At 70.8% G+C, this 21773-nt stretch carries 22 protein-coding genes; 14 read left to right on the top strand and 8 right to left on the bottom strand.

Going from position 1 to position 21773, the window contains the following annotated elements:
* The 3 genes from ACH4YL_RS02445 to ACH4YL_RS02435 all read right to left on the bottom strand — a co-directional run bounded on the left by ACH4YL_RS02445 (position 1) and on the right by ACH4YL_RS02435 (position 2099).
* Positions 1-936, bottom strand: coding sequence for a M56 family metallopeptidase (locus ACH4YL_RS02445; protein ID WP_398503988.1), 936 nt, complete (start codon positions 934-936; stop codon positions 1-3).
* 108 nt (positions 937-1044) lie between these two features.
* On the bottom strand, positions 1045-1584 hold the full coding sequence (locus tag ACH4YL_RS02440; protein WP_398503987.1) for a DUF5134 domain-containing protein: 540 nt from the start codon (positions 1582-1584) through the stop codon (positions 1045-1047).
* Positions 1585-1712: 128 nt separating this feature from the next.
* Positions 1713-2099 carry a VOC family protein gene (locus tag ACH4YL_RS02435; protein ID WP_398503985.1) on the bottom strand — a complete coding sequence of 129 codons (387 nt, stop codon included), beginning with the start codon at positions 2097-2099 and terminating at the stop codon, positions 1713-1715.
* Positions 2100-2218: 119 nt separating this feature from the next.
* Here ACH4YL_RS02435 and ACH4YL_RS02430 point away from each other — a divergent pair, with 119 nt between their 5' ends.
* Complete coding sequence (locus ACH4YL_RS02430; protein ID WP_398503983.1) at positions 2219-2800, top strand: GNAT family N-acetyltransferase; 582 nt, start codon at positions 2219-2221, stop codon at positions 2798-2800.
* Here the strand turns inward: ACH4YL_RS02430 and ACH4YL_RS02425 are convergent.
* Positions 2797-3480, bottom strand: coding sequence for a glycerophosphodiester phosphodiesterase (locus ACH4YL_RS02425; RefSeq protein ID WP_398503982.1), 684 nt, complete (start codon positions 3478-3480; stop codon positions 2797-2799). The two genes, ACH4YL_RS02430 and ACH4YL_RS02425, sit on opposite strands and share 4 nt — an antisense overlap.
* Positions 3481-3757: 277 nt before the next feature.
* Between ACH4YL_RS02425 and ACH4YL_RS02420 the strand changes: the two genes are divergently transcribed.
* The 6 genes from ACH4YL_RS02420 (at position 3758) to ACH4YL_RS02395 (ending at position 9464) form a co-directional block, all read left to right on the top strand.
* On the top strand, positions 3758-4762 hold the full coding sequence (locus tag ACH4YL_RS02420) for an alpha/beta hydrolase (protein ID WP_398503980.1): 1005 nt from the start codon (positions 3758-3760) through the stop codon (positions 4760-4762).
* A gap of 81 nt (positions 4763-4843) precedes the next feature.
* Entirely contained in the window at positions 4844-6241 is a 1398-nt protein-coding gene (locus ACH4YL_RS02415; protein ID WP_398503978.1) for a DUF6421 family protein, read from the top strand.
* Positions 6242-6267: 26 nt separating this feature from the next.
* Entirely contained in the window at positions 6268-7023 is a 756-nt protein-coding gene (locus ACH4YL_RS02410; RefSeq protein ID WP_398503976.1) for an SDR family NAD(P)-dependent oxidoreductase, read from the top strand.
* The gene (locus ACH4YL_RS02405) at positions 7002-8081 is read left to right on the top strand and encodes a threonine aldolase family protein (RefSeq protein ID WP_398503975.1); all 1080 of its coding nucleotides are present in this window, start codon (positions 7002-7004) and stop codon (positions 8079-8081) included. The genes ACH4YL_RS02410 and ACH4YL_RS02405 overlap by 22 nt, the downstream gene beginning before the upstream one ends.
* A 91-nt stretch (positions 8082-8172) precedes the next feature.
* Positions 8173-8751 carry a transglutaminase family protein gene (locus ACH4YL_RS02400; RefSeq protein WP_398503973.1) on the top strand — a complete coding sequence of 193 codons (579 nt, stop codon included), beginning with the start codon at positions 8173-8175 and terminating at the stop codon, positions 8749-8751.
* An 11-nt stretch (positions 8752-8762) separates the two neighbouring features.
* Positions 8763-9464, top strand: coding sequence for a B3/4 domain-containing protein (locus ACH4YL_RS02395; RefSeq protein ID WP_398503971.1), 702 nt, complete (start codon positions 8763-8765; stop codon positions 9462-9464).
* Positions 9465-9468: 4 nt separating this feature from the next.
* On the opposite strand, the gene ACH4YL_RS02390 is transcribed toward ACH4YL_RS02395, so the two are convergent.
* Entirely contained in the window at positions 9469-10191 is a 723-nt protein-coding gene (locus ACH4YL_RS02390; RefSeq protein ID WP_398503969.1) for a lysophospholipid acyltransferase family protein, read from the bottom strand.
* Positions 10192-10351: 160 nt separating this feature from the next.
* Positions 10352-10768, bottom strand: coding sequence for a DUF4395 domain-containing protein (locus tag ACH4YL_RS02385; protein ID WP_398503968.1), 417 nt, complete (start codon positions 10766-10768; stop codon positions 10352-10354).
* A 75-nt stretch (positions 10769-10843) separates the two neighbouring features.
* Between ACH4YL_RS02385 and ACH4YL_RS02380 the strand changes: the two genes are divergently transcribed.
* From ACH4YL_RS02380 to ACH4YL_RS02355, 6 genes are all read left to right on the top strand, one after another.
* Positions 10844-11257 carry a TlpA family protein disulfide reductase gene (locus ACH4YL_RS02380; protein WP_398503966.1) on the top strand — a complete coding sequence of 138 codons (414 nt, stop codon included), beginning with the start codon at positions 10844-10846 and terminating at the stop codon, positions 11255-11257.
* 199 nt (positions 11258-11456) lie between these two features.
* Positions 11457-11963 (top strand): flavin reductase family protein, encoded by a 507-nt coding sequence (locus ACH4YL_RS02375; RefSeq protein WP_398503964.1) that lies wholly within the window; start codon positions 11457-11459, stop codon positions 11961-11963.
* Between the two features lie 199 nt (positions 11964-12162).
* The gene (locus tag ACH4YL_RS02370) at positions 12163-12948 is read left to right on the top strand and encodes an electron transfer flavoprotein subunit beta/FixA family protein (RefSeq protein WP_398503962.1); all 786 of its coding nucleotides are present in this window, start codon (positions 12163-12165) and stop codon (positions 12946-12948) included.
* Between the two features lie 55 nt (positions 12949-13003).
* Entirely contained in the window at positions 13004-13966 is a 963-nt protein-coding gene (locus ACH4YL_RS02365) for an electron transfer flavoprotein subunit alpha/FixB family protein (RefSeq protein ID WP_398503960.1), read from the top strand.
* Between the two features lie 212 nt (positions 13967-14178).
* Positions 14179-15477 (top strand): DUF6986 family protein, encoded by a 1299-nt coding sequence (locus ACH4YL_RS02360; protein ID WP_398503958.1) that lies wholly within the window; start codon positions 14179-14181, stop codon positions 15475-15477.
* 73 nt (positions 15478-15550) lie between these two features.
* Positions 15551-17332, top strand: coding sequence for a serine/threonine-protein kinase (locus ACH4YL_RS02355; protein WP_398503956.1), 1782 nt, complete (start codon positions 15551-15553; stop codon positions 17330-17332).
* Here the strand turns inward: ACH4YL_RS02355 and ACH4YL_RS02350 are convergent.
* Complete coding sequence (locus ACH4YL_RS02350; RefSeq protein WP_398503954.1) at positions 17318-18304, bottom strand: LacI family DNA-binding transcriptional regulator; 987 nt, start codon at positions 18302-18304, stop codon at positions 17318-17320. The genes ACH4YL_RS02355 and ACH4YL_RS02350 overlap by 15 nt on opposite strands.
* Positions 18305-18516: 212 nt before the next feature.
* Between ACH4YL_RS02350 and ACH4YL_RS02345 the strand changes: the two genes are divergently transcribed.
* Positions 18517-19479: an ROK family protein gene (locus tag ACH4YL_RS02345; RefSeq protein WP_398503952.1), complete on the top strand. Its 963-nt coding sequence runs from the start codon at positions 18517-18519 to the stop codon at positions 19477-19479.
* 71 nt (positions 19480-19550) lie between these two features.
* Here ACH4YL_RS02345 and ACH4YL_RS02340 read toward each other — a convergent pair whose 3' ends face one another.
* Complete coding sequence (locus ACH4YL_RS02340; protein ID WP_398503950.1) at positions 19551-21596, bottom strand: NPCBM/NEW2 domain-containing protein; 2046 nt, start codon at positions 21594-21596, stop codon at positions 19551-19553.
* Positions 21597-21773: the final 177 nt, after the last annotated feature.

The raw sequence follows: 21773 nt of genomic DNA, 5'->3' as shown, positions 1-21773 counted from the left end.
CTATCCCAGCGCGCGAAGCCCCGGCACGAAGGCCACCAGCAGCGGGACCACCGGCACGAGCGCGGCGGCCGCCGTCAGCCGCAGCCGGCGGCCCGCGGTGAGCCGCGGCACGGGTGCCAGCAGCCGGTTCACCCGCTGCGGCAGCTGGGCGTCCGGGGTGGGGCAGGGGCCGAACACCCCGCGGTCCTCGTTCAGTTCGACCAGCGCGAGCGCGATCGTGATCCGGCCGAAGCGCCGGGACGCGACATCGTCGGCGGCCAGTTCGACCAGCCGGTGCATCTCGTCGCGGAACGCGGCGAACACCGGAATCTGCGGAAAGCCGTTGGCCAGCGCGGAGGAACAGTGCAGCAGCCAGTCGTGCCGCGCCCGAGCATGGCCCTGTTCGTGCGCCAGCACGGCATCGAGCTGACGGCCCTTCAGCCTGCGCAGCGCGGCCGTGGTGATGACCAGTTGGGGTGCCGCGCCGGGCAGCCACCAGGCGTCCGGCCGCTCGCCCTCCAGGACGACGAGGCGCTCGCTGCCCGGCTCCTCGCCCGGCAGCCGCGGAGAGCGCACCAGCAGCTCCGTACGCCGCTTCCTGCGCCGCAGCCGCGCCCGGCGGATCTCCCGGGTGAGCATCGCCGCCGTCCACAGTCCGCCGCAGGCCAGCACGACGGCGAGAACGGCGGGCCACGGTTCGCCCGCGCCCAGGGCGTACGCCTCCACGACACCATGCGGTGCGGTTGCGAAGACATGGCCTCGTACGAACTGCCAGGCGGCCGCCGCGCTGAACGTCATGGAGAGCGCGAACGACAGCAGCACGGCCGCCACCACGCACTGCCACACCCACAGCGCCACCACCGGCTCGCGCTCCGGCCACTCGGCACGCGACACCAGCCGCGGAGCCACGACGGCGGCCAGTGCGCCGAGCAGCAGCAGCACGAGGGAGACCAACATGCCGTCAGCCTATGAGCGCGGTGCTACTTGCGGGTATGGCCTCGCGCGGCAAGTGATGTACGACACGGCTTCACGGCCGCGCAGCGGAAGATCGTCCGGGCGGGCCGCTCAGAGCGTGAGCAGCATTGCCAGCATGCCGATGCCCATCGCAAGCCTGCAGGCCGGAGCCAGCTCGGGCTGCCGGGCGACGGTGGCAGGCGTGCCGGCGACGGCGGCCTGCGGCAGCAGCCGGGCGCCCGAGCGCAGCACATAGGCGCCGTAGTACACCAGCAGCGCGCCGGTCAGCAGGGGCACCCCGGCCGCCGCGTGCCCGCCTTGGCCACCGCCGGATGTCATCGCCACGGCCATGTAGACCATCGCGAGCGAGCCGACGAGATGGTGCCGGTGGTGGCTGCTGCGGACGGCGCCCCGCAGAGCGAACAGCGCCGCGGCGCCGAAGACCACGGCGTAACCGAGCCACGCCCACCGCGGCAGCGCGAGCACGGCGGCGGGCACCGCCATCGCCGCCATGCCCAGACCCATCAGGGCCTCGCCGCCTGCCGTACTGCGGGCCTCGCCGGAGCAACTGCGCGTCCTTGCAAGGCAGTACGCGCCGGTGGCCCCGCACAGCGCCACGAGCAGCCAGCCGGACATCGCGGGTCCGTGCACGGCGCACCTCCCCTTCGACGGTGTCGAGAGGTCGATGCCCGGCCCGCGCGGGGCGTAGGCGAGCGCACTGGGGTGCAGGGGGAGCGCGGCCGCGGCGGCGGGCCCGCCCCTCGGCCGCCCCCGACGGCTCAGGGCCGGTAACGCAGCGGATGGTCGGCCGGCACCTCGACGAGAGCGATCCGGTGGCCGTCCGGATCCGCGATCCACATCTCGATCAGCCCCCACGGCTCCTGCTGGGGCGGCTGCAGCACCTCGACGTTCCGTTCCGACAACTCGGCGTGGACCGCGGCCACGTCCTCGACCTGGAGCCACAGCTTGATGTCGGTCGAAGCGGGTGCGTACGCGCGCCCGGAGACCTCGAGAAAGCCGCCGCCGAGGAAGTAGACCGTGCCGCGCTCCAGGCCGGTGCCGAACTCGCGGTAGACCGGCAGGCCCAGCACCTGTCCGTAGAACCGGCGGGAGCGCTCCGGGTCGGTCGGTCGAAGGAGGATCCGGCTGCTCAGCACATGCACCATGGCCAAAACCGTAGTGCCCGGGGCCCGAGGTAGCCTCGGGACACCCGCGCGCCGGCGAGAAGATTCCGGTCCGCGGAGCCTCCGGACAAGACCGTCGAGAGAGAAGAGAGAGCCGCCCCATGGACAGCGCACCGCCCCGCGACTCCGCCGAGCTCACCTACCGCGACGCCGTCCAGTCGGACGTACCAGTGCTGGTCGGGCTGATCGAATCCGCGTATCGCGGTGACAAGAGCCGCGCCGGGTGGACCACCGAGGCGGACATCCTGGACGGACAGCGCACCGATCCGAAAGGCGTCCGCGAGGTCATAGACGCGCCGAGCAGCCGTCTTCTGCTCGTGGAGCGCGACGGCGAGACAATCGCCTGCTGCCAGCTCGAACACCGGGGCGAGGCGGCCTACTTCGGCATGTTCGCGGTCCGTCCCGAGCTTCAGGGCGAGGGCCTCGGCCGCCGGATCATCGCCGAGGCGGAGCGCAGCGCACGCGAGACCTGGGGCGTGCGCGAGATGCACATGACGGTGATCTCGGTGCGGGACGAGCTGATCGCCTGGTACGAGCGCCGCGGCTACCGCCGTACGGGAAAGCTGACCCCTTTCCCGTACGGCGACGAGCGCTTCGGGATCCCGCAGCGCGCCGATCTGGCTTTCGAGCTGCTGGTGAAGGAGCTGGGCGAGCCCGCCCCTGTCCGGCCGGACGGTTCCTAGGCCGTGAAGCGGCCGGTGAGCCGGATCTCCGGGAAGTCGGTGGTCGCTCCGTCGAGTTCGAGCGCGCGCACCAGACGCAGATGCTCCAGCGTGTTCACCACCCAGCCGATCACCTGAAGGTTCTCGCCGTGCGCGTGTTCCACGGTCTCCAGGGTCAGTCTGCGGATGTTCAGCGCGAGCGAGGTCGCGCCGACGGCCTTGGCCCGGTCCACGATGTCGGCGCCCCAGCGGCTCGCGATGAGCACCGTCCGTACGCCCGGCACCAGTGAGGCGATCTCGGCGACCGCGTCGTCGTGGAAGGACGAGACCGTGACCCGGTGGACGAGATCGCGGCGCAGCATCACGTCGGCGAGCGCCTGCGCGGCGGCCACGTCCTTGATCTCCGCCTGCAGCGGCGCCTGGACGGCGTCGAGCACCTCGTCGAAGACCGGCACGCGCTCGCCGGCGCCCGCGTCGAGCTCCCGCAGCTCGGCCAGGGTCTTCTCGGCGATCGGACCCTTGCCGTCGGTCGTGCGGTCCACGTCGGCGTCGTGCATGACGGCGAGCGCGCCGTCCTTGGTGAGATGGAGATCCAGTTCGATGGCGTCCATGCCGGCCCGTTCGGCGCGGACGAAGGAGCGCAGGGTGTTCTCCGGCTCGACGCCCATGACCCCGCGATGACCGATGGTGAGGAAAGTCAAGATTCTCTCGCTTCCGTCGACGGCGGCTCCCGCGCGGCGCGTCCCGGCAACCACACGGCAAGCTCGCAGCCTAGTGGCCGGGCCCCGAGTTGGAACCGCTCTCGCACCCGCACGTGGGCGCGTCCTCCGCGGCTTGACGAACGGTCCCAGGGCCCGTCGGCAGGGGCCTGACACGGCCTTGACGTGCGGTCAGCTGTGCGCGATCGGCTGCGGGACGCCGAGCGCCGACGGGATCATGGCGCTCGAACACCGATTCCGTACTGGAGGGGGAGCCCGCATGACCGGCTGGACCGACCGGCTGACGCCCGAGGTGAGGGAGTACGTCGACGTGATGACCGCCGTCTTCCCGGATGTCGGGAGGACGGTCACGGACCCGGTGGAGGCACGGCGGATTCTCGACGCCACGCTGATGCCCTTCGGCCGTGGACGTGTGGGGTCGGTGGCCGATCGCACGATCCCCGGCCCGGTGGACGCCCCCGAGCTCCGCGTACGGATCTACCGCCCGCGCGCCGACGACGCCGAGGACGCCGGCGAGCCGTGTCCGACGGTGGTCTTCTTCCACGGCGGCGGCTGGGTGCTCGGCGGCCTGGACAGTCATGACCGCATCTGCCGCCAGCTCTGCCGTGACGGGGACGCCGTCGTCGTCGCCGTCGACTACCGGCTCGCGCCCGAGGTGCGCTTCCCGGCGCCCATCCATGACGCGTACGCCGCCGTCTGCTGGGCGGCGGACCACATCGAGGAGCTGGGCGGCGATCCGGGCGCGCTGGTGGTGGCCGGGGACAGCGCGGGCGGCAATCTCGCGACCGCGGCGGCCCTGATGGCGCGGGATCGCGGCGGCCCGGAGCTCGCGCTGCAGGTGCTGGTCTATCCGGCCACCGACGCGGGCCTGGACCAGCCGTCGCACCGGGAGTACGCGGACGGCTACTACCTCACGGCCGCCCACGTCCGCTGGTTCCGCGAGCAGTACCTCGGGCCTGATGGTGACGAAGACCACCCGCTGGCCTCACCGCTGCGCGCGGACCTCTCCGGGTTGCCGCCCGCGCATGTGGTCACGGCCGGCTGCGACCCGGTGTGCGACGAGGGACGGGCGTACGCCGCGAAGCTCGCCGCGGCCGGAGTCCCGGTCACCGAGGCGCACTTCCCGCGGATGTTCCACGGTTTTCTGGCGCTGAGCGGCACGGTGGACGAGGCGAAGCAGGCGATGGCGGGGGTCGTGGAAGCGATCACTCGGACCGTCGGAAACCGCAAGACTTCCGGTGATCATGGCGGCGGAGCAAAATAATTCCTTCAGCGTTCACTTGTACAGGAGAACCGGGCATAGATACGGTGTCTTGACGCGAGGTTCTCCCGTGGAGGAAGTGACATGACGGAAATTCTTGTGCAGGACATTGCCGCAGGGGCAATAACTTCCAGCGCCCGGGTGGTCGAGCACCCGGCCTGGCCGAGGCTCAGGGATGCCGTCGAGGAGATCCGCCCCTGGCAGTCGAAGGACGGTTCGATCGACTTCGACGCCGACGGGGCGCCCGCCCGTGTCGCCGTCCAGGCCGTTCTCGACCGCGTGCTGGACGCCGTGGACGATCTCTCCCCGCTCCTCCCGCACGACGCCGCGTACCACCGCGCGCTCGTCGCCGACCTGCACAAGTGGGCCGACGGCGGCTTCGGCGTCCCGGACTTCCTGGACTCGCTGCTCGCGTTCCACCCCGCGGCCGGACGGGCCGACGGACTGCAGCACCTGGTCGTCTTCCCGATGTACACGCAGAACGGCAACCCGGACCGCAACCTCGAAGCGGTCGTACTGCGCATGGTCTGGCCCGAGTGGCTCGCCGAGCTGGAGCGCACGCGCTACGACAACCCGCTCTTCTGCGGCATCACGTTCGAGGGCTTCACCGCCGGATACGACACCAACTCCGCGGTGCTCTTCCCGGAGACGATCGCCGTGCGCGAGGCCCCCGAGCGCTTCACCTGGGGCGGCATCTTCTGCGACCGCGAGGCCGCCCGCTTCCGTACCGTCACGAGCGAGGCCGTACGCATCCTCGGCCTGGAGCTGCCCGACGACATCCGGGAGATGATCGGCGACCAGGAGCGCTGCCAGCAGGCCTTCGTGCTCTGGGACATGGTCCACGACCGCACCCACAGCCATGGCGACCTGCCCTTCGACCCCTTCATGATCAAGCAGCGCCAGCCGTTCTGGATGTACGGCCTGGAGGAGCTGCGCTGCGACCTCACCGCCTTCAAGGAGGCCGTGAAGCTGGAGGCCGAGGGCAACCGGCACGGCCGTGATGTGCAGTTCGCGGTGCTGTTCGACCGGATGTTCCGCTTCCCGGTCACTGGCGAGCGGGTGCGCAACTACGACGGACTCGGCGGCCAGCTGCTCTTCGCCTACCTCCACAAGCACGATGTGGTGCGCTGGACGGACAACACTCTGAAGATCGACTGGAAGCGCGCTCCGCAGGTCACCAACGAGCTCTGCGCCGAGATCGAGAAGCTCTACCGCGACGGCATCGACCGTCCCAAGCTCGTCCACTGGTTCGCCGCGTACGACCTGGTCTCCACCTATCTCGCGCCGCACCCCGGCTCCCGCTGGGCCAAGGGCCCCGACGCCCTCGATCTGACGCAGCCGCCGCGGAAACTCGTCGATGACGTGCTTCCCGACGAGTTTCCGCTCAGCATGTTCTATGAGGCGCTCTCCAAGAAGCTGAAGGCCGTGATCGCCTCCACCAAGGGGATCACCGCGGAGAAGGCCCTGGGAGCAGCCGCGTGAGCACTCGCGAGGAGGAGGCTACGAGCATGAACTCAAACGCCAGCGGGGTGCTGGACGGCGCCGTGATCGCGGTTGCCGGTGCGGCGGGTCCGGCGGGCCGGGCCACGCTGCTGCGGCTCGCCGAGGCCGGAGCGATCGTCGTGGCCTCGGACGCGGACACCGAGCGCCTGGCCGAGGCGGTGGACGCCGCCCGGTACGCGCACGGCGGTGCGACGGTCACCGGGGACACGGTCGACCTTCTGGACCTCGACGCGGCCCGTGAGTGGGCGAACCAGACCGAGAAGGAGTTCGGCCGGATCGACGGTCTTGTCCATCTCGTCGGCGGCTGGCGCGGCAGCGCCACCTTCCCCGAGACGGATCTCGCCGACTGGGAACTGCTGGAGAAGCTGCTGATCCGTACCGTGCAGCACACCTCACTGGCCTTCCACGACGGGCTGCTGCGCAGCGACCGCGGACGCTATGTGCTGGTCAGCGCGGCCGGAGCGAGCAAGCCGACCGCGGGCAACGCGGCGTACGCGGCGTCCAAGGCCGCCGCCGAGGCCTGGACGCTCGCGCTCGCCGACGCCTTCCGCAAGGCGGGGGGCGAGGAGGGGCCGAAGGCCGCGGCTGCGATCCTGGTCATCAAGGCACTGGTGCACGACGCGATGCGCGCCGAGCGCCCGAATGCGAAGTTCGCGGGCTTCACCGACGTGACGGAACTGGCCGAGGCCATCGCCGGAGTCTGGGACCGGCCCGCGCAGGAAGCGAATGGACAGCGTCTGTGGCTGACCCCCAAACCGTGAAGACCGACGCCCGGCGTCATCACGACCCCGAGGTGCGCGGCTTCGCCAGCGACAACTACGCGGGCGCGCACCCCGAGGTCCTGGCCGCGCTCGCGCTCGCCAACGGCGGTCACCAGATCGCCTACGGCGAGGACGTGTACACCGAGCACCTCCAGCGGATTATCCACAGCCACTTCGGCCCGACCGCCGAGGCCTTCCCGGTCTTCAACGGCACCGGTGGCAATGTCACCGCGCTTCAGGCGCTGACCGACCGCTGGGGTGCGGTGATCTGCGCCGAGTCCGCGCACATCAACGTCGACGAGGGCGGCGCGCCGGAGCGGATGGGCGGGCTGAAGCTGCTGACCGTGCCGACGCCGGACGGCAAGCTCACGCCCGAGCTCATCGACCGGCAGGCCTTCGGCTGGGACGACGAGCACCGTGCCATGCCGCAGGTCGTCTCGATCACCCAGAACACCGAACTGGGCACGGTCTACACGGTCGACGAGATCCGCGCGATCGTCGACCACGCGCACGGCCTCGGCATGAAGGTGCACCTCGACGGGGCCCGGATAGCCAACGCGGCGGCGTCGCTGAACGTCCCGATGCGGGCCTTCACCAACGCCGTCGGCGTCGATGTGCTCACCTTCGGCGGCACGAAGAACGGCATGCTGTTCGGCGAAGCCGTCGTCGTCCTGAACCCGGACGCCGTCAGCCACATGAAGCACCTGCGCAAGCTGTCGATGCAGCTCGCCTCCAAGATGCGCTTTGTGTCAGTGCAGTTGGAGGCGCTGCTGGCGCGTGACCTGTGGCTGCGCAACGCCCAGCACTCCAACGCCATGGCACAGCGCCTGGCGGCCGGCGTGCGCGCCGTCGACGGTGTGGAGATCCTCCATCCCGTGCAGGCCAACGCGGTCTTCGCGCGCCTTCCGCACGATGCGGGGGCGCGGCTGCAGAAGCGCTTCCGCTTCTACTTCTGGGACGAGGCGGCCGGAGTGGTCCGCTGGATGTGCTCCTTCGACACCACGGAGGAAGACGTCGACTCCTTCGTCCAGGCGCTCAAGGAAGAGATGGCCAAGTAGCCGCCTCACCGCACGCTCTGCATCTGCATAGGTATGTGGCCGATCGGAAATTGATTGACTCCGATCGGCCACATCCATAAGGTCGTCCGGCATGGAGCTGATCCAGCAGGCGCCTGAACTGGCCGCGTATCTGGCCGCCGACGAGACCATCAACCACGAGCACCCGACCGTACGGGAGACCGCTGCGGGCCTGCGAGTCGAAGGTGGCGATGCATACGCATACGCCAAGGCCGCTTTCGAGTTCGTCCGCGACGGCATTCCGCACTCGTATGACGCCGGCGATCCGCGCGTCACCTGGCGCGCCTCGGACGTGATCGAGCAGCGGACCGGCATCTGTTACGCCAAGTCCCACGCCCTGGCCGCTCTGCTGCGTGCGGCGGGCATCCCGGCCGCGCTGTGCTACCAGCGGCTGGACGTGGTCCACGGGCTGGTCGCGGTCAGACTGCCGGGGCGGGAGAAGTGGGCGCGGCAGGATCCGCGGGGCAACAAGCCCGGCGTGGACGCGCAGTTCTCGCTCGAGCATGAGCGACTGGCGTTTCCGGTTCAGCCCGGGTCTAGCGAGATGGACTATCCGGTACTCTATGCTGTACCGCATCCGGCGGTGCTCGGCGCGCTCCGGGCCGCACCCGACCGGGAGTCCCTCTGGACCCGGCTCCCCACCGAACTGTGAGGCACCCCTCCATGACGCTCTCGCTCACCGTCTCCGACGAGGTCGGCGCCCTCGCCCCCGGCTTCGCCCATCTCGCCGTCGAGGCGCACGGCCTGGTCAACGGCCCCAGCAACGCGGACAGTTCGGCCCTGCTGGACGACGCCGCCCGCAGGCTCGCCGAGCGGCTCGCCGGAAGCGCCCCGCACGAGGACCCGCACATGGCCGCCTGGCGCGAGGCGTACACCGCCTTCGGCGCGAAGCCGTCCCGCACTCGGAACTCCGCCGAGGCGCTCGCCCGGCGCGCGCTCGCGGACGGCGGACTGCCGCGCATCAACGTGCTGGTCGACCTCTACAACGCGATCAGCGTGGCGCATCTCGTCCCGGTCGGCGGCGAGGACACCGACCACATCACGGGCGGCATGCGGCTGATCAGGGCGACCGGGGCGGAGCCGTTCGTCACCGTCGCGGGCGGCGAGGAGACCGTCGAGCATCCGGAAGCGGGCGAAGTCGTCTGGTGCGACGACGAAGGCGTCACCTGCCGCCGCTGGAACTGGCGTCAGGGCGTGCGCACCCGGCTCACCGAGGAGTCCGTGAACGCGCTCTTCCTGCTGGAGGGCATGGCCCCCATGACAAACGGCGAGCTCGAGGCCGCAGCCGCCGAACTCGCCGAATCTCTGGAGAAGTTGAGCCCCGGGGCGCGGATCACTGTCCACGAACCCCGAGGCCGGGCGTGACGTTTCAGCCGAACTCGCGGACCTCGGCCGGAGTGGGTGCCGTACCGCCGAGGTGCGCCGGCACCCACCACGTGTCACTGGCGTCCTTGGGGCGTACGGGATAGGCGCGCTGAGCGGCCTCGAGCAGCTCCTGCACCCGCTCGCGCAGCCGCCGGGTGATCGCGCCCGCGTACTGGTCGGCCGGCGCCTCGACCGGCTCGCCGACCCGTATGGTCACCGGGATGTGGCTGCGCTTGAAGTTGCGCGGGCGGCCCTTGGTCCACAGTCGCTGGGTGCCCCACAGCGCCATCGGGATCAGCGGCACGCCGGCCTCCTGGGCCAGGCGGGCCGCGCCGGACTTGAACGACTTGAGCGTGAACGACTGCGAGATCGTGGCCTCGGGAAAGACGCCGATGATCTCGCCGGAGCGCAGCGAGTCCAGCGCGTGCGCATAAGCCTGCTCGCCCTGCGTACGGTCCACCGGAATGTGCTTCATTCCGCGCATCAGCGGGCCGGAGATCTTGTGCCGGAACACCGAGTCCTTGGCCATGAAGCGCACCAGGCGCTTCTGCGGCAGCGCCGCGAGCCCGGTGAAGATGAAGTCCAGATAGCTGATGTGGTTGCTGACCAGCACAGCGCCGCCGGAGCGCGGGATGTTCTCCGAGCCCTGAGTGTCGATCTTCAGGTCCAGCGCCTTGAACAGGGTGAGAGCGGCGCCGATGACCGGCCGATAGACGAGCTCTGCCATCTGGGGAGGACCCTTCTGTTGTACCCGGGGAGGGTTCTCCCGGCGGAAGTTACGCAGCCGTAGGTTTTCGGCATTGGGCCGATCGTGCCCCATACAGGGCGTGCTGGCCAGTCCTGGCGGCCGTGCCGGGCGAGATTCTTGTCACGTCCTTTTCGTCACATCATCGTCGTGCGGCCGTAACCCGGCGTACGAGCAGGTACATCTCGCAGCCCAGGCAGTAGCCGAAAGCGGCGTTGAGGAACGCGGCGGCGAGGGCGCAGGCGGTCGCGGCGACACCCAGCCACTCGGGCCCGGCGAAGTAGCCGATCAGACCGAGCGCGGCGAAGCCGAGCCCGACGGCCTGCGCGAACTGCGGTGGCTGTGGCGACTCCAGCTCGGTTGCCGGTCCGATCCTGGGCCGTACCGCGGTGCGGAAGAGCCATCCGTACGGAGAGCGCTGCACGCCCAGTGCGGCTCCGGCGGCAAAGGCCAGCGCCTGCCAGGCGAGCAGCGCGCCGCTGCCCGTGACGAGAACGACGGCGAGTACGACCGTGGTGACGGCGGCCCCGAAACGAGGCCCCCTGACGTCGATGTCCATTCCCTCAGCATCACGCAGCCCGCCCGCCGTGTGACCTCGGGAATCTTTGCAGTCCTGTGAACGCTGCAGCTTGGGATGAGCGGACTCTTGGTGGTTGCGGTGGTGCTCGCGGCGGCGAGCGTGTTCGGGCTGTGGCAGCGGAAGAACGGCGGGAGGCTGAAGGTGCGCGGTCGTGATGCGGGGAGGCAACTCGGCGCGGGCGAGATCGGGGCGGAGCTCGGCGAGCGGGCGACGCTCGTGCAGTTCTCCAGCGCCTTCTGCCAGCCGTGCCGCGCGACACGCCGCACGCTCACGGATGTCGCGGAGATGGTCGCCGGCGTCGTCCATGTCGAGATCGACGCGGAGGAGCGGCTGGAGCTCGTGCGGGAGCTCGGCATTCTCAAGACGCCCACCGTTCTCGTGCTGGACGCGGGCGGACGCATCGTCACCAGGGCGTCCGGCCAGCCGCGCAAGGCGGACGTGATCGCCGCGCTCGGCCAGGCGGTGTGACGGCCCGTGACGCGTGTCGCACATCGCCGGACCCGCTTGACTGCACCCGCCATGCATCTGCACTCTGACGCTGTGTCCGAAGAACTCCTTCTCCACGGGCGGGTTCATGCCGACCTGGCCCGCACCGCGAGCGCACGCTGTCCGGCTGTCTGAGCAGTCCCGGCCGCCCCGTTCGCACCTCCCGCAGAAGGACGACTCCATGACGGCTTCGCCCGAACTCGGCACTCCTCAGCTGGCCTCTCCCGACCTGCTGCGCTCCGTCTTCCGCCAGCACGCCGCGGGCGTCGCCGTGATCACCGCCCAGGGTGAGCGGCCCGTCGGATTCACCGCCACCTCGCTCACCTCGGTGGCTGCCGAACCTCCGCTGATCTCCTTCGGAGTCGGTACCTCGTCGTCCAGCTGGCCGGTCATCGCCCGGGCTGACCACATCGGCGTGCACGTACTCGGCGAGCACCAGCAGGAACTCGCCGCCACCTTCGCCCGCAGCGGCGCCGACCGCTTCGCGCCGCCCACCGATTGGCGCACCGGCCCCGAAGGAGTCCCGCTGCTCGACGGCGTACTGGCGTGGCTGGTGTGCCGCGTTGTCGCCCGGGTTCCCGCGGCCGACCACCGCCTCGTGATCGCCGAAGCCGTCGTCGGCGATCCGGCCGGAGCCGGCCGCCCGCTCGTCTATCACCAGGGTCGCTTCAACGGGCTGAGAGACTGACCCCGGGGACTGAGAGTCCCTGATTACACAGCGTTGCCAACGTCACAGTTCAAAGCGCTTGCTCAGCGGGAATGCTTTGGGTGTACTGACGAGTAATATTTCGTTCGGAGCGCCGGTCGCCCCGACCGGAAACCCCGCCTTCAGGCGCCTATGCTGCCTGCAAAGGCAGCTCAAATGACGATGCAGTAGGAGAGCCGGCGTGAGCTTGAGGATCGTTGTCTGTGTGAAGTACGTGCCCGACGCCACCGGCGACCGGCACTTCGCCGATGACCTGACCGTCGACCGGGACGACGTGGACGGACTGCTGTCCGAGCTCGACGAGTACGCGGTCGAGCAGGCGCTGCAGATCGCCGACGAGGCGGACGACGCGGAGATCACCGTGCTCACCGTCGGCCCCGAGGACGCCAAGGACGCGCTGCGCAAGGCGCTGTCCATGGGCGCCGACAAGGCCGTCCACGTCGAGGACGACGATCTGCACGGCACCGACGTCATCGGCACCTCGCTGGTGCTCGCCAAGGCCATCGAGAAGACCGGCTACGACCTGGTCATCTGCGGCATGGCGTCGACCGACGGCACCATGGGCGTGCTGCCGGCGATCCTCGCCGAGCGCCTGGGCGTCCCGCAGGTCACGCTGCTCTCCGAGGTCTCCGTCGAGGACGGCACCGTCAAGGGCCGCCGTGACGGCGACACCGCGTCCGAGCAGCTCGAGGCGTCCCTGCCGGCCGTCGTGTCCGTGACGGACCAGTCGGGCGAGGCCCGCTACCCGTCCTTCAAGGGCATCATGGCCGCCAAGAAGAAGCCGGTTGAGTCCCTGGACCTGGAGGACCTCGAGATCGACGCCGACGAGGTCGGCCTCGAGGGCGCCTGGACCGCGGTGGACTCGGCGGCCGAGCGTCCGGCCCGTACCGCGGGCACGATCGTCAAGGACGAGGGCGAGGGCGGCAAGCAGCTCGCGGAGTTCCTCGCGAGCCAGAAGTTCATCTAAGGCTCACTGCCCCCAACTGCCCCCAGATACTTCGCATTCGCAGGAGAGCAATCCCATGGCTGAAGTTCTCGTCTATGTCGACCACGTGGACGGCGCCGTCCGCAAGCCCACCCTCGAGCTGCTGACCCTGGCCCGCCGAATCGGCGAGCCGGTCGCCGTCGCGCTGGGCTCCGGCGCCGAGGCCACCGCTCCGGCGCTCGCCGAGCACGGCGCGGTGAAGGTACTGACCGCCGACGCCCCCGAGTTCGCCGACTACCTCGTCGTACCGAAGGTGGACGCGCTCCAGGCCGCGTACGAGGCCGTCTCGCCGGCCGCCGTGCTCGTGCCGTCCTCCGCCGAGGGCAAGGAGATCGCGGCCCGCCTCGCGGTCCGCATCGGCTCCGGCATCATCACCGACGCCGTCGACCTCGAGGCCGGCGACGAGGGCCCGGTGGCCACGCAGTCCGCGTTCGCCGCCTCCTTCACCACCAAGTCCCGTATCTCCAAGGGCACCCCGGTCATCACGGTCAAGCCGAACTCGGCCGCCGTGGAGGCCTCTCCGGCCGCCGGCGCGGTCGAGGCCCTCGCGGTCTCCTTCTCGGAGCAGGCCACCGGCACCAAGGTCGTCGCCCGCACCCCGCGCGAGTCGACCGGCCGTCCGGAGCTGACCGAGGCCGCGATCGTGGTCTCCGGCGGCCGTGGCGTCAACGGTGCCGAGAACTTCGCGATCATCGAGGCGCTCGCCGACTCCCTCGGCGCGGCCGTCGGCGCTTCCCGCGCCGCCGTGGACGCCGGCTGGTACCCGCACTCCAACCAGGTCGGCCAGACCGGAAAGTCGGTCTCCCCGCAGCTGTACATCGCCTCCGGCATCTCCGGCGCGATCCAGCACCGGGCCGGCATGCAGACCTCGAAGACCATCGTGGCCATCAACAAGGACGCCGAGGCCCCGATCTTCGACCTCGTCGACTACGGCGTCGTCGGCGACCTCTTCGACGTCGTCCCGCAGCTGACCCAGGAGGTCCAGACCCGCAAGGGCTGAGCTGCACGGTTCGATACGGCCGGGGGGGGGGGGGGGGGGGGGGGGGGGGGGGGGCGGCGCCCGGGGGGGGGGGGGGCGCGGCCCCCCCCCCCCCCCCCCCCCCCCCCCCCCCCGCCGTCATTCGGGCGACCATTGACGCAGGTCGTAGCTGCCTATTAACTTCGCTCTACGGATTGTTGATTCCGTGAAGCGGAAAACAGGAGGGTGCAGGGATGGGTCAGCAGGAGAAGGCGGCAACGAGCCTCGCCGGTGCGGTCAGCGACGGGATCAGCGCCTCCCTCGCGCCGGTGGACGCCGAACTCGCCCGCCGCTACCCCGGAGACCCCGGCACCCGCCAGCCCGTCCACACCGTCTACGTACCCGGCGACATGTTCGCCGCCGAAACCATCCGCTCCTGGGGCGACCAGGCGCTGGCCGCGCTCGACGAGCACGCTCCGGACGCCGCCTCTCTCGCCGCCGTACTCGGGCTGTCCGACGAGCTCGCGGCCCCGGTGTACGACCGCGTACGGGCCAAGCTGGAACGCGAGCCCATCGAGGATCTGCGGGTCGACTTCGAGGACGGCTACGGCGGCCGCGGCGACGCCGACGAGGACGCGCACGCCGTACGCGCGGCACGCCTGATCTCCGAGGCGTACGCGAACGGCACGGCCGCGCCGTACATGGGCATCCGGATGAAGTGCATGGAGGCCGCCGTACGCGACCGCGGCATCCGCACCCTGGACGTCTTCCTCACCGGCCTCCTGGAGCACGGCAGCCTCCCGGACGGACTCGTGCTGACGCTGCCCAAGGTCACCTACGCCGAGCAGGTCACCGCGATGGTCCGGCTGCTGGAGGAGTTCGAGAAGGCGCGCGGCCTGGAAGCCGGCCGGATCGGTTTCGAGATCCAGATCGAGACCAGCCAGTCCATCCTCGCCGCCGACGGCACCGCCACGGTCGCCCGGATGATCGGGGCCGCCGAGGGCCGCGCCACCGGACTGCACTACGGCACCTTCGACTACAGCGCCTGTCTCGGCGTCAGCGCCGCCTACCAGGCCAGCGACCACCCAGCCGCCGACCACGCCAAGGCGATCATGCAGGTGGCGGCCGCCGGTACCGGCGTACGGGTCTCCGACGGCTCCACCAACGTCCTCCCGGTCGGCACGACCGAGAAGGTCCACGACGCATGGCGGCTGCACTACGGTCTCACCCGCCGCGCACTCGCCCGCGCCTACTACCAGGGCTGGGACATGCACCCGGGCCATCTTCCGACGCGCTACGCCGCCGTATTCTCCTTCTACCGCGAGGGGTTCGAGCAGGCCGCAGCGCGGCTCGCCGCGTACGCCAACCACGCGGGCGGCGACGTGATGGACGAGCCCGCCACCGCCAAGGCGCTCAGCGGCTATCTGCTGCGCGGCATCGACTGCGGCGCACTCGACACCGACGAGGTCGCGCGGCTGACCGGTCTGACCCGTGCCGATCTGGACGGGTTCGCGTCGCCGCGCCGCGGAGACCTCACCGCCACAGCGAAGTAACAGTCATCGGCCCCGTCACCGCTGCCCCTTAGTCTGTTACGCGTCCACAGTCGCAACAAGGGATCGGGGCAGCGTGACTTCGGGGGAGAGCGAACGGCTGGCCGGCCGTTACCGGGTGATCGAACAGCTGGGCCGCGGCGGCATGGGCGTCGTCTGGCGCGCCGTCGACGAGGTGCTCGGCCGCGAAGTCGCCGTGAAGGAACTGCGGACGTACTCCGACTCGTCAGGGCCCGAACTGGCCGATCTGCGCGTGCGGATGCAGCGCGAGGCGCGCGCCGCCGCCCGGGTACGCCATCCCTCGGTCATCGCCGTGCACGACGTCACCGAGCACCAGGGCCGCCCGGTCATCGTGATGGAGCTCATCGACGGCCCCTCGCTGGACGATGTGCTCGGCGAGCGCGGCACGTTGGACCCCCGCGAGGCCGCCTCGATCGGATCCAAGGTGATGGAGGCGCTCGGCGCCGCCCACCGCGTCGGAGTCCTGCACCGCGACGTCAAGCCCGGCAATGTGCTGCTCGACCGCGGCGGACGCGTCGTTCTCACCGACTTCGGCATCGCCGCGATGGACGACCCCGGCGACGGCTCCACCACACATCTGACCCGCAGCGGCGAACTGGTCGGCTCGCTGGACTACTTGGCGCCGGAACGCGCCCAGGGCCAGGAGCCCGGGCCCGCATCCGACATCTGGGCGCTCGGCGCCACGCTGTACGCCGCGGTCGAGGGTGCCGCGCCGTTCCGCCGTACCTCCACCTGGTCGACGCTGAACGCGATCGTCGTGGAGCCGCTGCCCGAGCCCCGGTTGGCCGGCCCGCTCGCACCGGTACTGCAACTGCTGATGCACAAGGACCCGGCGCAGCGTCCCGACGCGGACACCGCGGCCAGGCTGCTCGCGACCGTGGCCGCGGGCGAGGACACGGGCACCGTGCCGCTCGGTCCGGTCCAGCCGGCCCAGACGCCCCAGCCGCCCGCGCCGGATCCGGCGACCCGGGTGCCGACGGTACTGAACGCCGCACCGCACCGGCCCGAGGGCTTCGGTCCCGCGGTGCCGCACAACCCGGTGCCTGAGCCGATGGCTTCGCAGGCGCCGGCTCACGTTCCCGTTCCAACTCCCGCTGCGGCGTCCGGCGGACGTGGCAGCGGCCGGATGCTGATCGCGGCGGCCGTCGCAGCCGTGCTGATCGCCGGCGGCGGTGTCACCTACCTCCTCGTCGACCGCGGCCCGTCGTCGAACACGGGGCTGGCGGGCGACGAGGCCAACAGCCCGGCGGCGAAATCGAGCGCCACGAAGGAGCCGGGCGCGAGCCTGTCGGGCGGCAAGCAGAGCCCGAGCACCAAGCCCAGCGGGAAGGACGCCACCAAGTCGCCTCCGCCGGTGTCCGAACCGCCCGCGAACGGCGCGGGCACCGGCGGTTCTGACACCGGCGGCAGCACGGGCGAAAGCTCGACGGGCGGCGGCTCCACGACCACCACCGGCGGCGGCTCGACCGGCGGCTCCAGCACCACGGGCGGTTCCACCACTACAGGTGGCGGCTCCACCAACACCACCGGCGGCGGCTCGGATCCGGTCCCTGAGCCCGTGTGCCACGCGATCGGCGGCGGAAAGTACAACTGCACGGTCTGGAAGACCGCCAACTCCTACACCGCGTCCGGCACACAGGTCGGTGTGCTCAACGCGGGCACCAATTACTTCTACTGCCAGTCGAACCTCGGCCGCCGCGAGACCTCCGGTCAGTGGACCAACGTCTGGTGGGCCAAGACCGACGACGACAGCGGCAACACCAATGTCTGGTTCAGCGACGTGTACATCAAGGGCGGCGACAACGACCAGCCGGTGCCCGGACTACCGGTCTGCTGACGGCGGCAGTTCGCCCGAGCCGCGCGGGATCAGCGTCGTCTTCAGCGCCACCTGCGCGGGCTCGTCGTCCGCTCCGTCGAGGCGGCGGAACAGCCGCTCGGCCGCGGTCCGCCCGAGTGTCGCGGCGTCCTGAGCTATGACCGTGATGCCGAGCAGGTCGGCGAGTTCGATGTCGTCGAAGCCGACCAGCGCCACCTGCCGCTCGTGCTCCGCAAGGACCCGTACGGCCGTCACCGTCACGCGGTTGTTGCCCGCGAACAGCGCCGTGATCGGCTCCGGCCGCGCCAGCATCTCGACGACGGCGGCCCGCACCCGCTCGGGTGCGGTCGAGCCGAGCGACACCCAGGAGTCGTCGACGTCGAGCCCGGCGTCCTCCATGGCGGCGCGGTAGCCGCGCAGTCGCTCGACGGCCGTGTGGATCCGCGGCTGGTCGCCGATGAAGCCGATACGGCGGTGGCCGTGCGCGATCAGATGGGCCACGCCCGCGCGGGCACCGCCGAAGCTGTCCGAGAGCACCACGTCCGCTTCGATCTGGCCGGCCGGACGGTCCACGAACACCGTGGCGATGCCGGCCTTGATCTCCGGCTCCAGATAGCGGTGGTCGTGACCGGCCGGGATCACGATCAGACCGTCGACCCGGCGGGCGCACAGCGCAAGGGCCAGCTCCTGCTCGCGCTCCGGGTCCTCGGCGCTCGAACCGTTGATGAGCAGTGCGCCGTGGGCGCGGGCGACCTCCTCCACGGCACGGCTCAGCGGGCCGTAGAAGGGGTCGGCGAGATCCTCGAGCACCAGCCCGATGGAGGCCGTACGTCCCTTGCGCAGCACCCGCGCGCTGTCGTTGCGCCGGAAGCCCAGGTGTTCGATGGCCTCCTGCACCCGGCGCTCGGTGTCGGGTGTGACTCCGGCCTCGCCGTTGACCACGCGGGAGACGGTCTTGAGGCCCACTCCTGCCCGCGCTGCGACGTCTTTCATGGTGGGCCGATTGCCGTAGCGGGGCTCGGGGCGGCGGGGGCGCCCGGGCGACTGCGAGGGGCGGTCGGTTTCGGCCACAGTGCGGTGTCCTGTCGTCGTACGGTGTATGCGAAGCTTCAGCCTTGAGCATAGGGCCTGGACAACGTTGTCAGGGGAATGGAGACTAGTACCGAATCCGCAGGTCCGAACAGTCCCCGGGGGAACCCACACCGATGCATACCGACCTCGTCGCCGCGCTCGACATCGGCGGCACCAAGATCGCCGGCGCGTTGGTGGACGGCAGCGGCAGAATTCTGCAGCGGGCCCAGCGTCCCACACCCGCCAAGGAGGACGCCGAGACGGTGATGGCCGCCGTCGACGCCGTCCTCGCCGAGCTGGCGCTCTCTCCGCTCTGGTCACGCGCGGCGGCCGTCGGCATCGGCAGCGCGGGTCCCGTGGACGCCTCCGCCGGCACGGTCAGCCCGGTGAACGTGCCCGGATGGCGTGCCTTCCCGCTGGTCTCCCGGGTCCGCCGGTCGGCCGGCGGGCTGCCCGTCGAGCTGGTCGGCGACGGTGTCGCGATGACGGCCGCCGAGCACTGGCAGGGCGCGGCCCGCGGCTATGACAACGCGCTGTGCATGGTCGTCTCGACCGGTGTCGGCGGCGGGCTCGTACTCGGCGGCAAGCTCCATCCCGGACCGACCGGCAACGCCGGGCACATCGGCCACATCAGCGTCGACCTGGACGGCGACCTCTGCCCCTGCGGCGCGCGCGGCTGTGTCGAGCGGATCGCCAGCGGCCCGAACATCGCGCGGCGGGCGCTGGAGGGCGGCTGGCAGCCGGGCCCCGACGGCGACACCTCGGCCGCGGCCGTGTCCGCGGCGGCCCGCGCGGGAGATCCGGTCGCCGTCGCCTCCTTCGAGCGGGCCGCGCAGGCCCTCGCCGCTGGGATCGCGGCGACCGCGACGCTCGTCGAGATCGAGATAGCCGTGATCGGCGGGGGAGTCGCGGGCGCCGGCGAGGTGCTGTTCGCGCCGCTGCGGCGCTCGCTCAAGGACTACGCGACGCTCTCTTTCGTCCAGCGGCTGACGGTCGCTCCCGCGCTCACGGGCACGGACGCGGGTCTGCTGGGAGCGGCGGCGGCCGCCGCCCCGCTCGTGGAGCCGAGCGGGACGGTGCTGCCGGTCAGCCGTTGAGCAGGCCGGTCCCTGCTCAAGTGCCCGGGCAGGCCCCGGCCGCTGGGGGGCCGGGGCCTGCCCGGCGAGCATCAGGTGCCGCAGCTGAGCTTGATGTCCGCCCAGTCGCCGTGGTCGGAGGTGACCCCGTCACCGCCGTCCGTGACCACCAGCCGGACCACCTGCGCCCCCGTCACATCCGCCGAGACCGCCTGCGCGGCACCGGCGTTGGTGAGCGTGCCGGTGGAGGCAGCCTTCTTGGCGTCGGCCCAGATCTCGAAGGCGACCGATCCCTCCGCGCCTTCTTCGTCGTCCACGCCGACCTGCGCCGTGACGGCCGTGCACCGGCCGCCCGCGTAGTACTCGACCGTGCTGTCCGCGTGGACGCCGAGTCCCTTCGCGAACACGGTCCCGTTGATGGTGAGCGGATTGCCGTCGCCCGCCCGGCTCTCACCGTTGCTGGTGTCCTTCTCCACCGGGCCCCAGCCGTTGCTCGCCGACAGCCAGGTCAGATCGCTGGCGTACGAGACCCCGGCCGGCGGCGCCACCGCGACGCGCGCCTGGAACGGCAGAGCGGAGTCGGCCCGCGTGCCCTGGGGTGCTCGGTGGGCCGTCCTGAGCGTGAGGTCGTGCGCGCCGGGCGGGGTTCCGGCGGGCGCGGCCACCGACCAGACGGTGGACAGGGAACGGCCCGGCGGCAGCACGAGAGCCTTCGTCGGAGAGGTGGCCTTCACCGTCCAGCCGGCCGGTCCGGTCAGCGCCGCGGAGACCGCGATCGCCGGCGTACGGCCGAGGTTGGTCACCTTGGTCGTCAGCTTGCCGGTCTGTCCGGCCTCGGTGAACAGGCCGCCCTCCAGGCCGAGTTCGACGGCGGGCGGGTGCAGGGGCCAGTTGTGGTCCGCCGTGATGCGCAGCAGCACGGTGCCGTGCGCCGGGACGGTTGCCGAGACGGTGCCCGCCGTGTTGTAGGACCTGTGCTGCCACAGGTCGCGCTGGGTGTACGCGTCGGCCTTCGGCAGGCCGACGGCCTCTGCGGTCGTGGAGATCCGCTGCGGACTGCCGCTCTCGTTGAACAGCGCGACCGCGCGGCTGCCGTCCGCCATCTCCTTGGCGACCACCCAGCGGCCGGCCTCGGAGCTGACCACCGTGCCCTGCTTGCCCAGCGGGTCCTGGTCGACGGCGATGACCTCGCGGTTGCCGAGGATCTCGAAGGCCGACGGGGGCGCCTTGCGCAGGTCCGAGCCGATCAGCAGCGGGGCCGCCATGATCGACCACATGGAGAAGTGGGTGCGGTACTCCGTGTCCGTCATCCCGCCGTTGCCGACCTCCAGCATGTCGGGGTCGTTCCAGCGGCCCGGGCCGGCGTGCTGGGCGAGCGGCAGGTTCCGCTTCATGATCGACACCATGGAGCCCCAGTTGTCGCTGATGTCTCCCGTCGTACGCCACAGATGGCCGACGTCCGCGGCCCACTCCCACGGCTTGTTCTGGCCCCATTCGCAGATGCTGTAGACGATGGGCCGGCCGGTCGCCCGGAGCGCGTCACGCATGGTGTTGTAGCGGAGCTTGGCGTCCACGCCCTGGTTGTTGCAGTTGTCGTACTTGAGGTAGTCGACGCCCCAGTCCGCGAACTGCCGCGCGTCGCTGTACTCATGGCCCAGACCGCCGGGGAAGCCCGCGCTGTCGCAGGTCTTGGTTCCGGCGCTGGTGTAGATGCCGAACTTCAGCCCCTTGGAGTGGATATAGTCGGCAACGGCCTTGATGCCGTTCGGGAAGCGCACCGGGTCGGGCACCAGCTTGCCGTCGGCGTCGCGCTGCGGAAGGGCCCAGCAGTCGTCGAGGTTGACGTAGCGGTATCCGGCGTCCTTGAGGCCTCGTTCGACGAAGATGTCGGCGATTCCCTTGACCATCGCCTCGTTGAACTCGGCTCTGCAATGGGTGGTGTTCCAGTTGTTGAACCCCATGGGCGGGGTGAGTGCGAGTCCGTCGTCGAGCTGTGGAGCGGCCGATGCGGGTTCGGTCGCTCCGGACGGCTCGCCGGCGGCGAAGGCCGGAGCTCCGAGCCCGAAGGCACAGAGCAGCGCGGCGGTCAGCGCTCCGACGACTCTTCGGCGGGTATTGCGGGTGGGAAGGTGACGCATCGTAACGTTCCTCCATACTCGCGCCTATTTTGTACGACGTCATGTACGCGTCAGTGACGAGCGTTTACGGTAGGCCGTGTTGGAGTCTGTTGGAAGAGATGCGGTAACGGTTGTTCGATGTCTCGCCAAAACCCTTGACGGCACCCCTTTCTGGCGGTGAGATCCAATCCTCGCGTT

The organism is Streptomyces sp. NPDC020681 (assembly GCF_044334895.1).
GTDB lineage: Bacteria > Actinomycetota > Actinomycetes > Streptomycetales > Streptomycetaceae > Streptomyces.
Note: the sequence above shows the minus strand (reverse complement) of the source record. Positions and strands in the feature narration are given on the sequence as shown.

Bases quoted from the DNA above. Each gene is read 5' to 3' on its own strand.
- ACH4YL_RS02445 (WP_398503988.1), bottom strand. From the start codon at position 936: ATGTTGGTCTCCCTCGTGCTGCTGCTGCTCGGCGCACTGGCCGCCGTC.
- ACH4YL_RS02435 (WP_398503985.1), bottom strand. From the start codon at position 2,099: ATGGTGCATGTGCTGAGCAGCCGGATCCTCCTTCGACCGACCGACCCG.
- ACH4YL_RS02430 (WP_398503983.1), top strand. From the start codon at position 2,219: ATGGACAGCGCACCGCCCCGCGACTCCGCCGAGCTCACCTACCGCGAC.
- ACH4YL_RS02420 (WP_398503980.1), top strand. From the start codon at position 3,758: ATGACCGGCTGGACCGACCGGCTGACGCCCGAGGTGAGGGAGTACGTC.
- ACH4YL_RS02415 (WP_398503978.1), top strand. From the start codon at position 4,844: ATGACGGAAATTCTTGTGCAGGACATTGCCGCAGGGGCAATAACTTCC.
- ACH4YL_RS02410 (WP_398503976.1), top strand. From the start codon at position 6,268: ATGAACTCAAACGCCAGCGGGGTGCTGGACGGCGCCGTGATCGCGGTT.
- ACH4YL_RS02400 (WP_398503973.1), top strand. From the start codon at position 8,173: ATGGAGCTGATCCAGCAGGCGCCTGAACTGGCCGCGTATCTGGCCGCC.
- ACH4YL_RS02395 (WP_398503971.1), top strand. From the start codon at position 8,763: ATGACGCTCTCGCTCACCGTCTCCGACGAGGTCGGCGCCCTCGCCCCC.
- ACH4YL_RS02390 (WP_398503969.1), bottom strand. From the start codon at position 10,191: ATGGCAGAGCTCGTCTATCGGCCGGTCATCGGCGCCGCTCTCACCCTG.
- ACH4YL_RS02385 (WP_398503968.1), bottom strand. From the start codon at position 10,768: ATGGACATCGACGTCAGGGGGCCTCGTTTCGGGGCCGCCGTCACCACG.
- ACH4YL_RS02380 (WP_398503966.1), top strand. From the start codon at position 10,844: ATGAGCGGACTCTTGGTGGTTGCGGTGGTGCTCGCGGCGGCGAGCGTG.
- ACH4YL_RS02375 (WP_398503964.1), top strand. From the start codon at position 11,457: ATGACGGCTTCGCCCGAACTCGGCACTCCTCAGCTGGCCTCTCCCGAC.
- ACH4YL_RS02365 (WP_398503960.1), top strand. From the start codon at position 13,004: ATGGCTGAAGTTCTCGTCTATGTCGACCACGTGGACGGCGCCGTCCGC.
- ACH4YL_RS02360 (WP_398503958.1), top strand. From the start codon at position 14,179: ATGGGTCAGCAGGAGAAGGCGGCAACGAGCCTCGCCGGTGCGGTCAGC.
- ACH4YL_RS02350 (WP_398503954.1), bottom strand. From the start codon at position 18,304: ATGAAAGACGTCGCAGCGCGGGCAGGAGTGGGCCTCAAGACCGTCTCC.
- ACH4YL_RS02345 (WP_398503952.1), top strand. From the start codon at position 18,517: ATGCATACCGACCTCGTCGCCGCGCTCGACATCGGCGGCACCAAGATC.
- ACH4YL_RS02340 (WP_398503950.1), bottom strand. From the start codon at position 21,596: ATGCGTCACCTTCCCACCCGCAATACCCGCCGAAGAGTCGTCGGAGCG.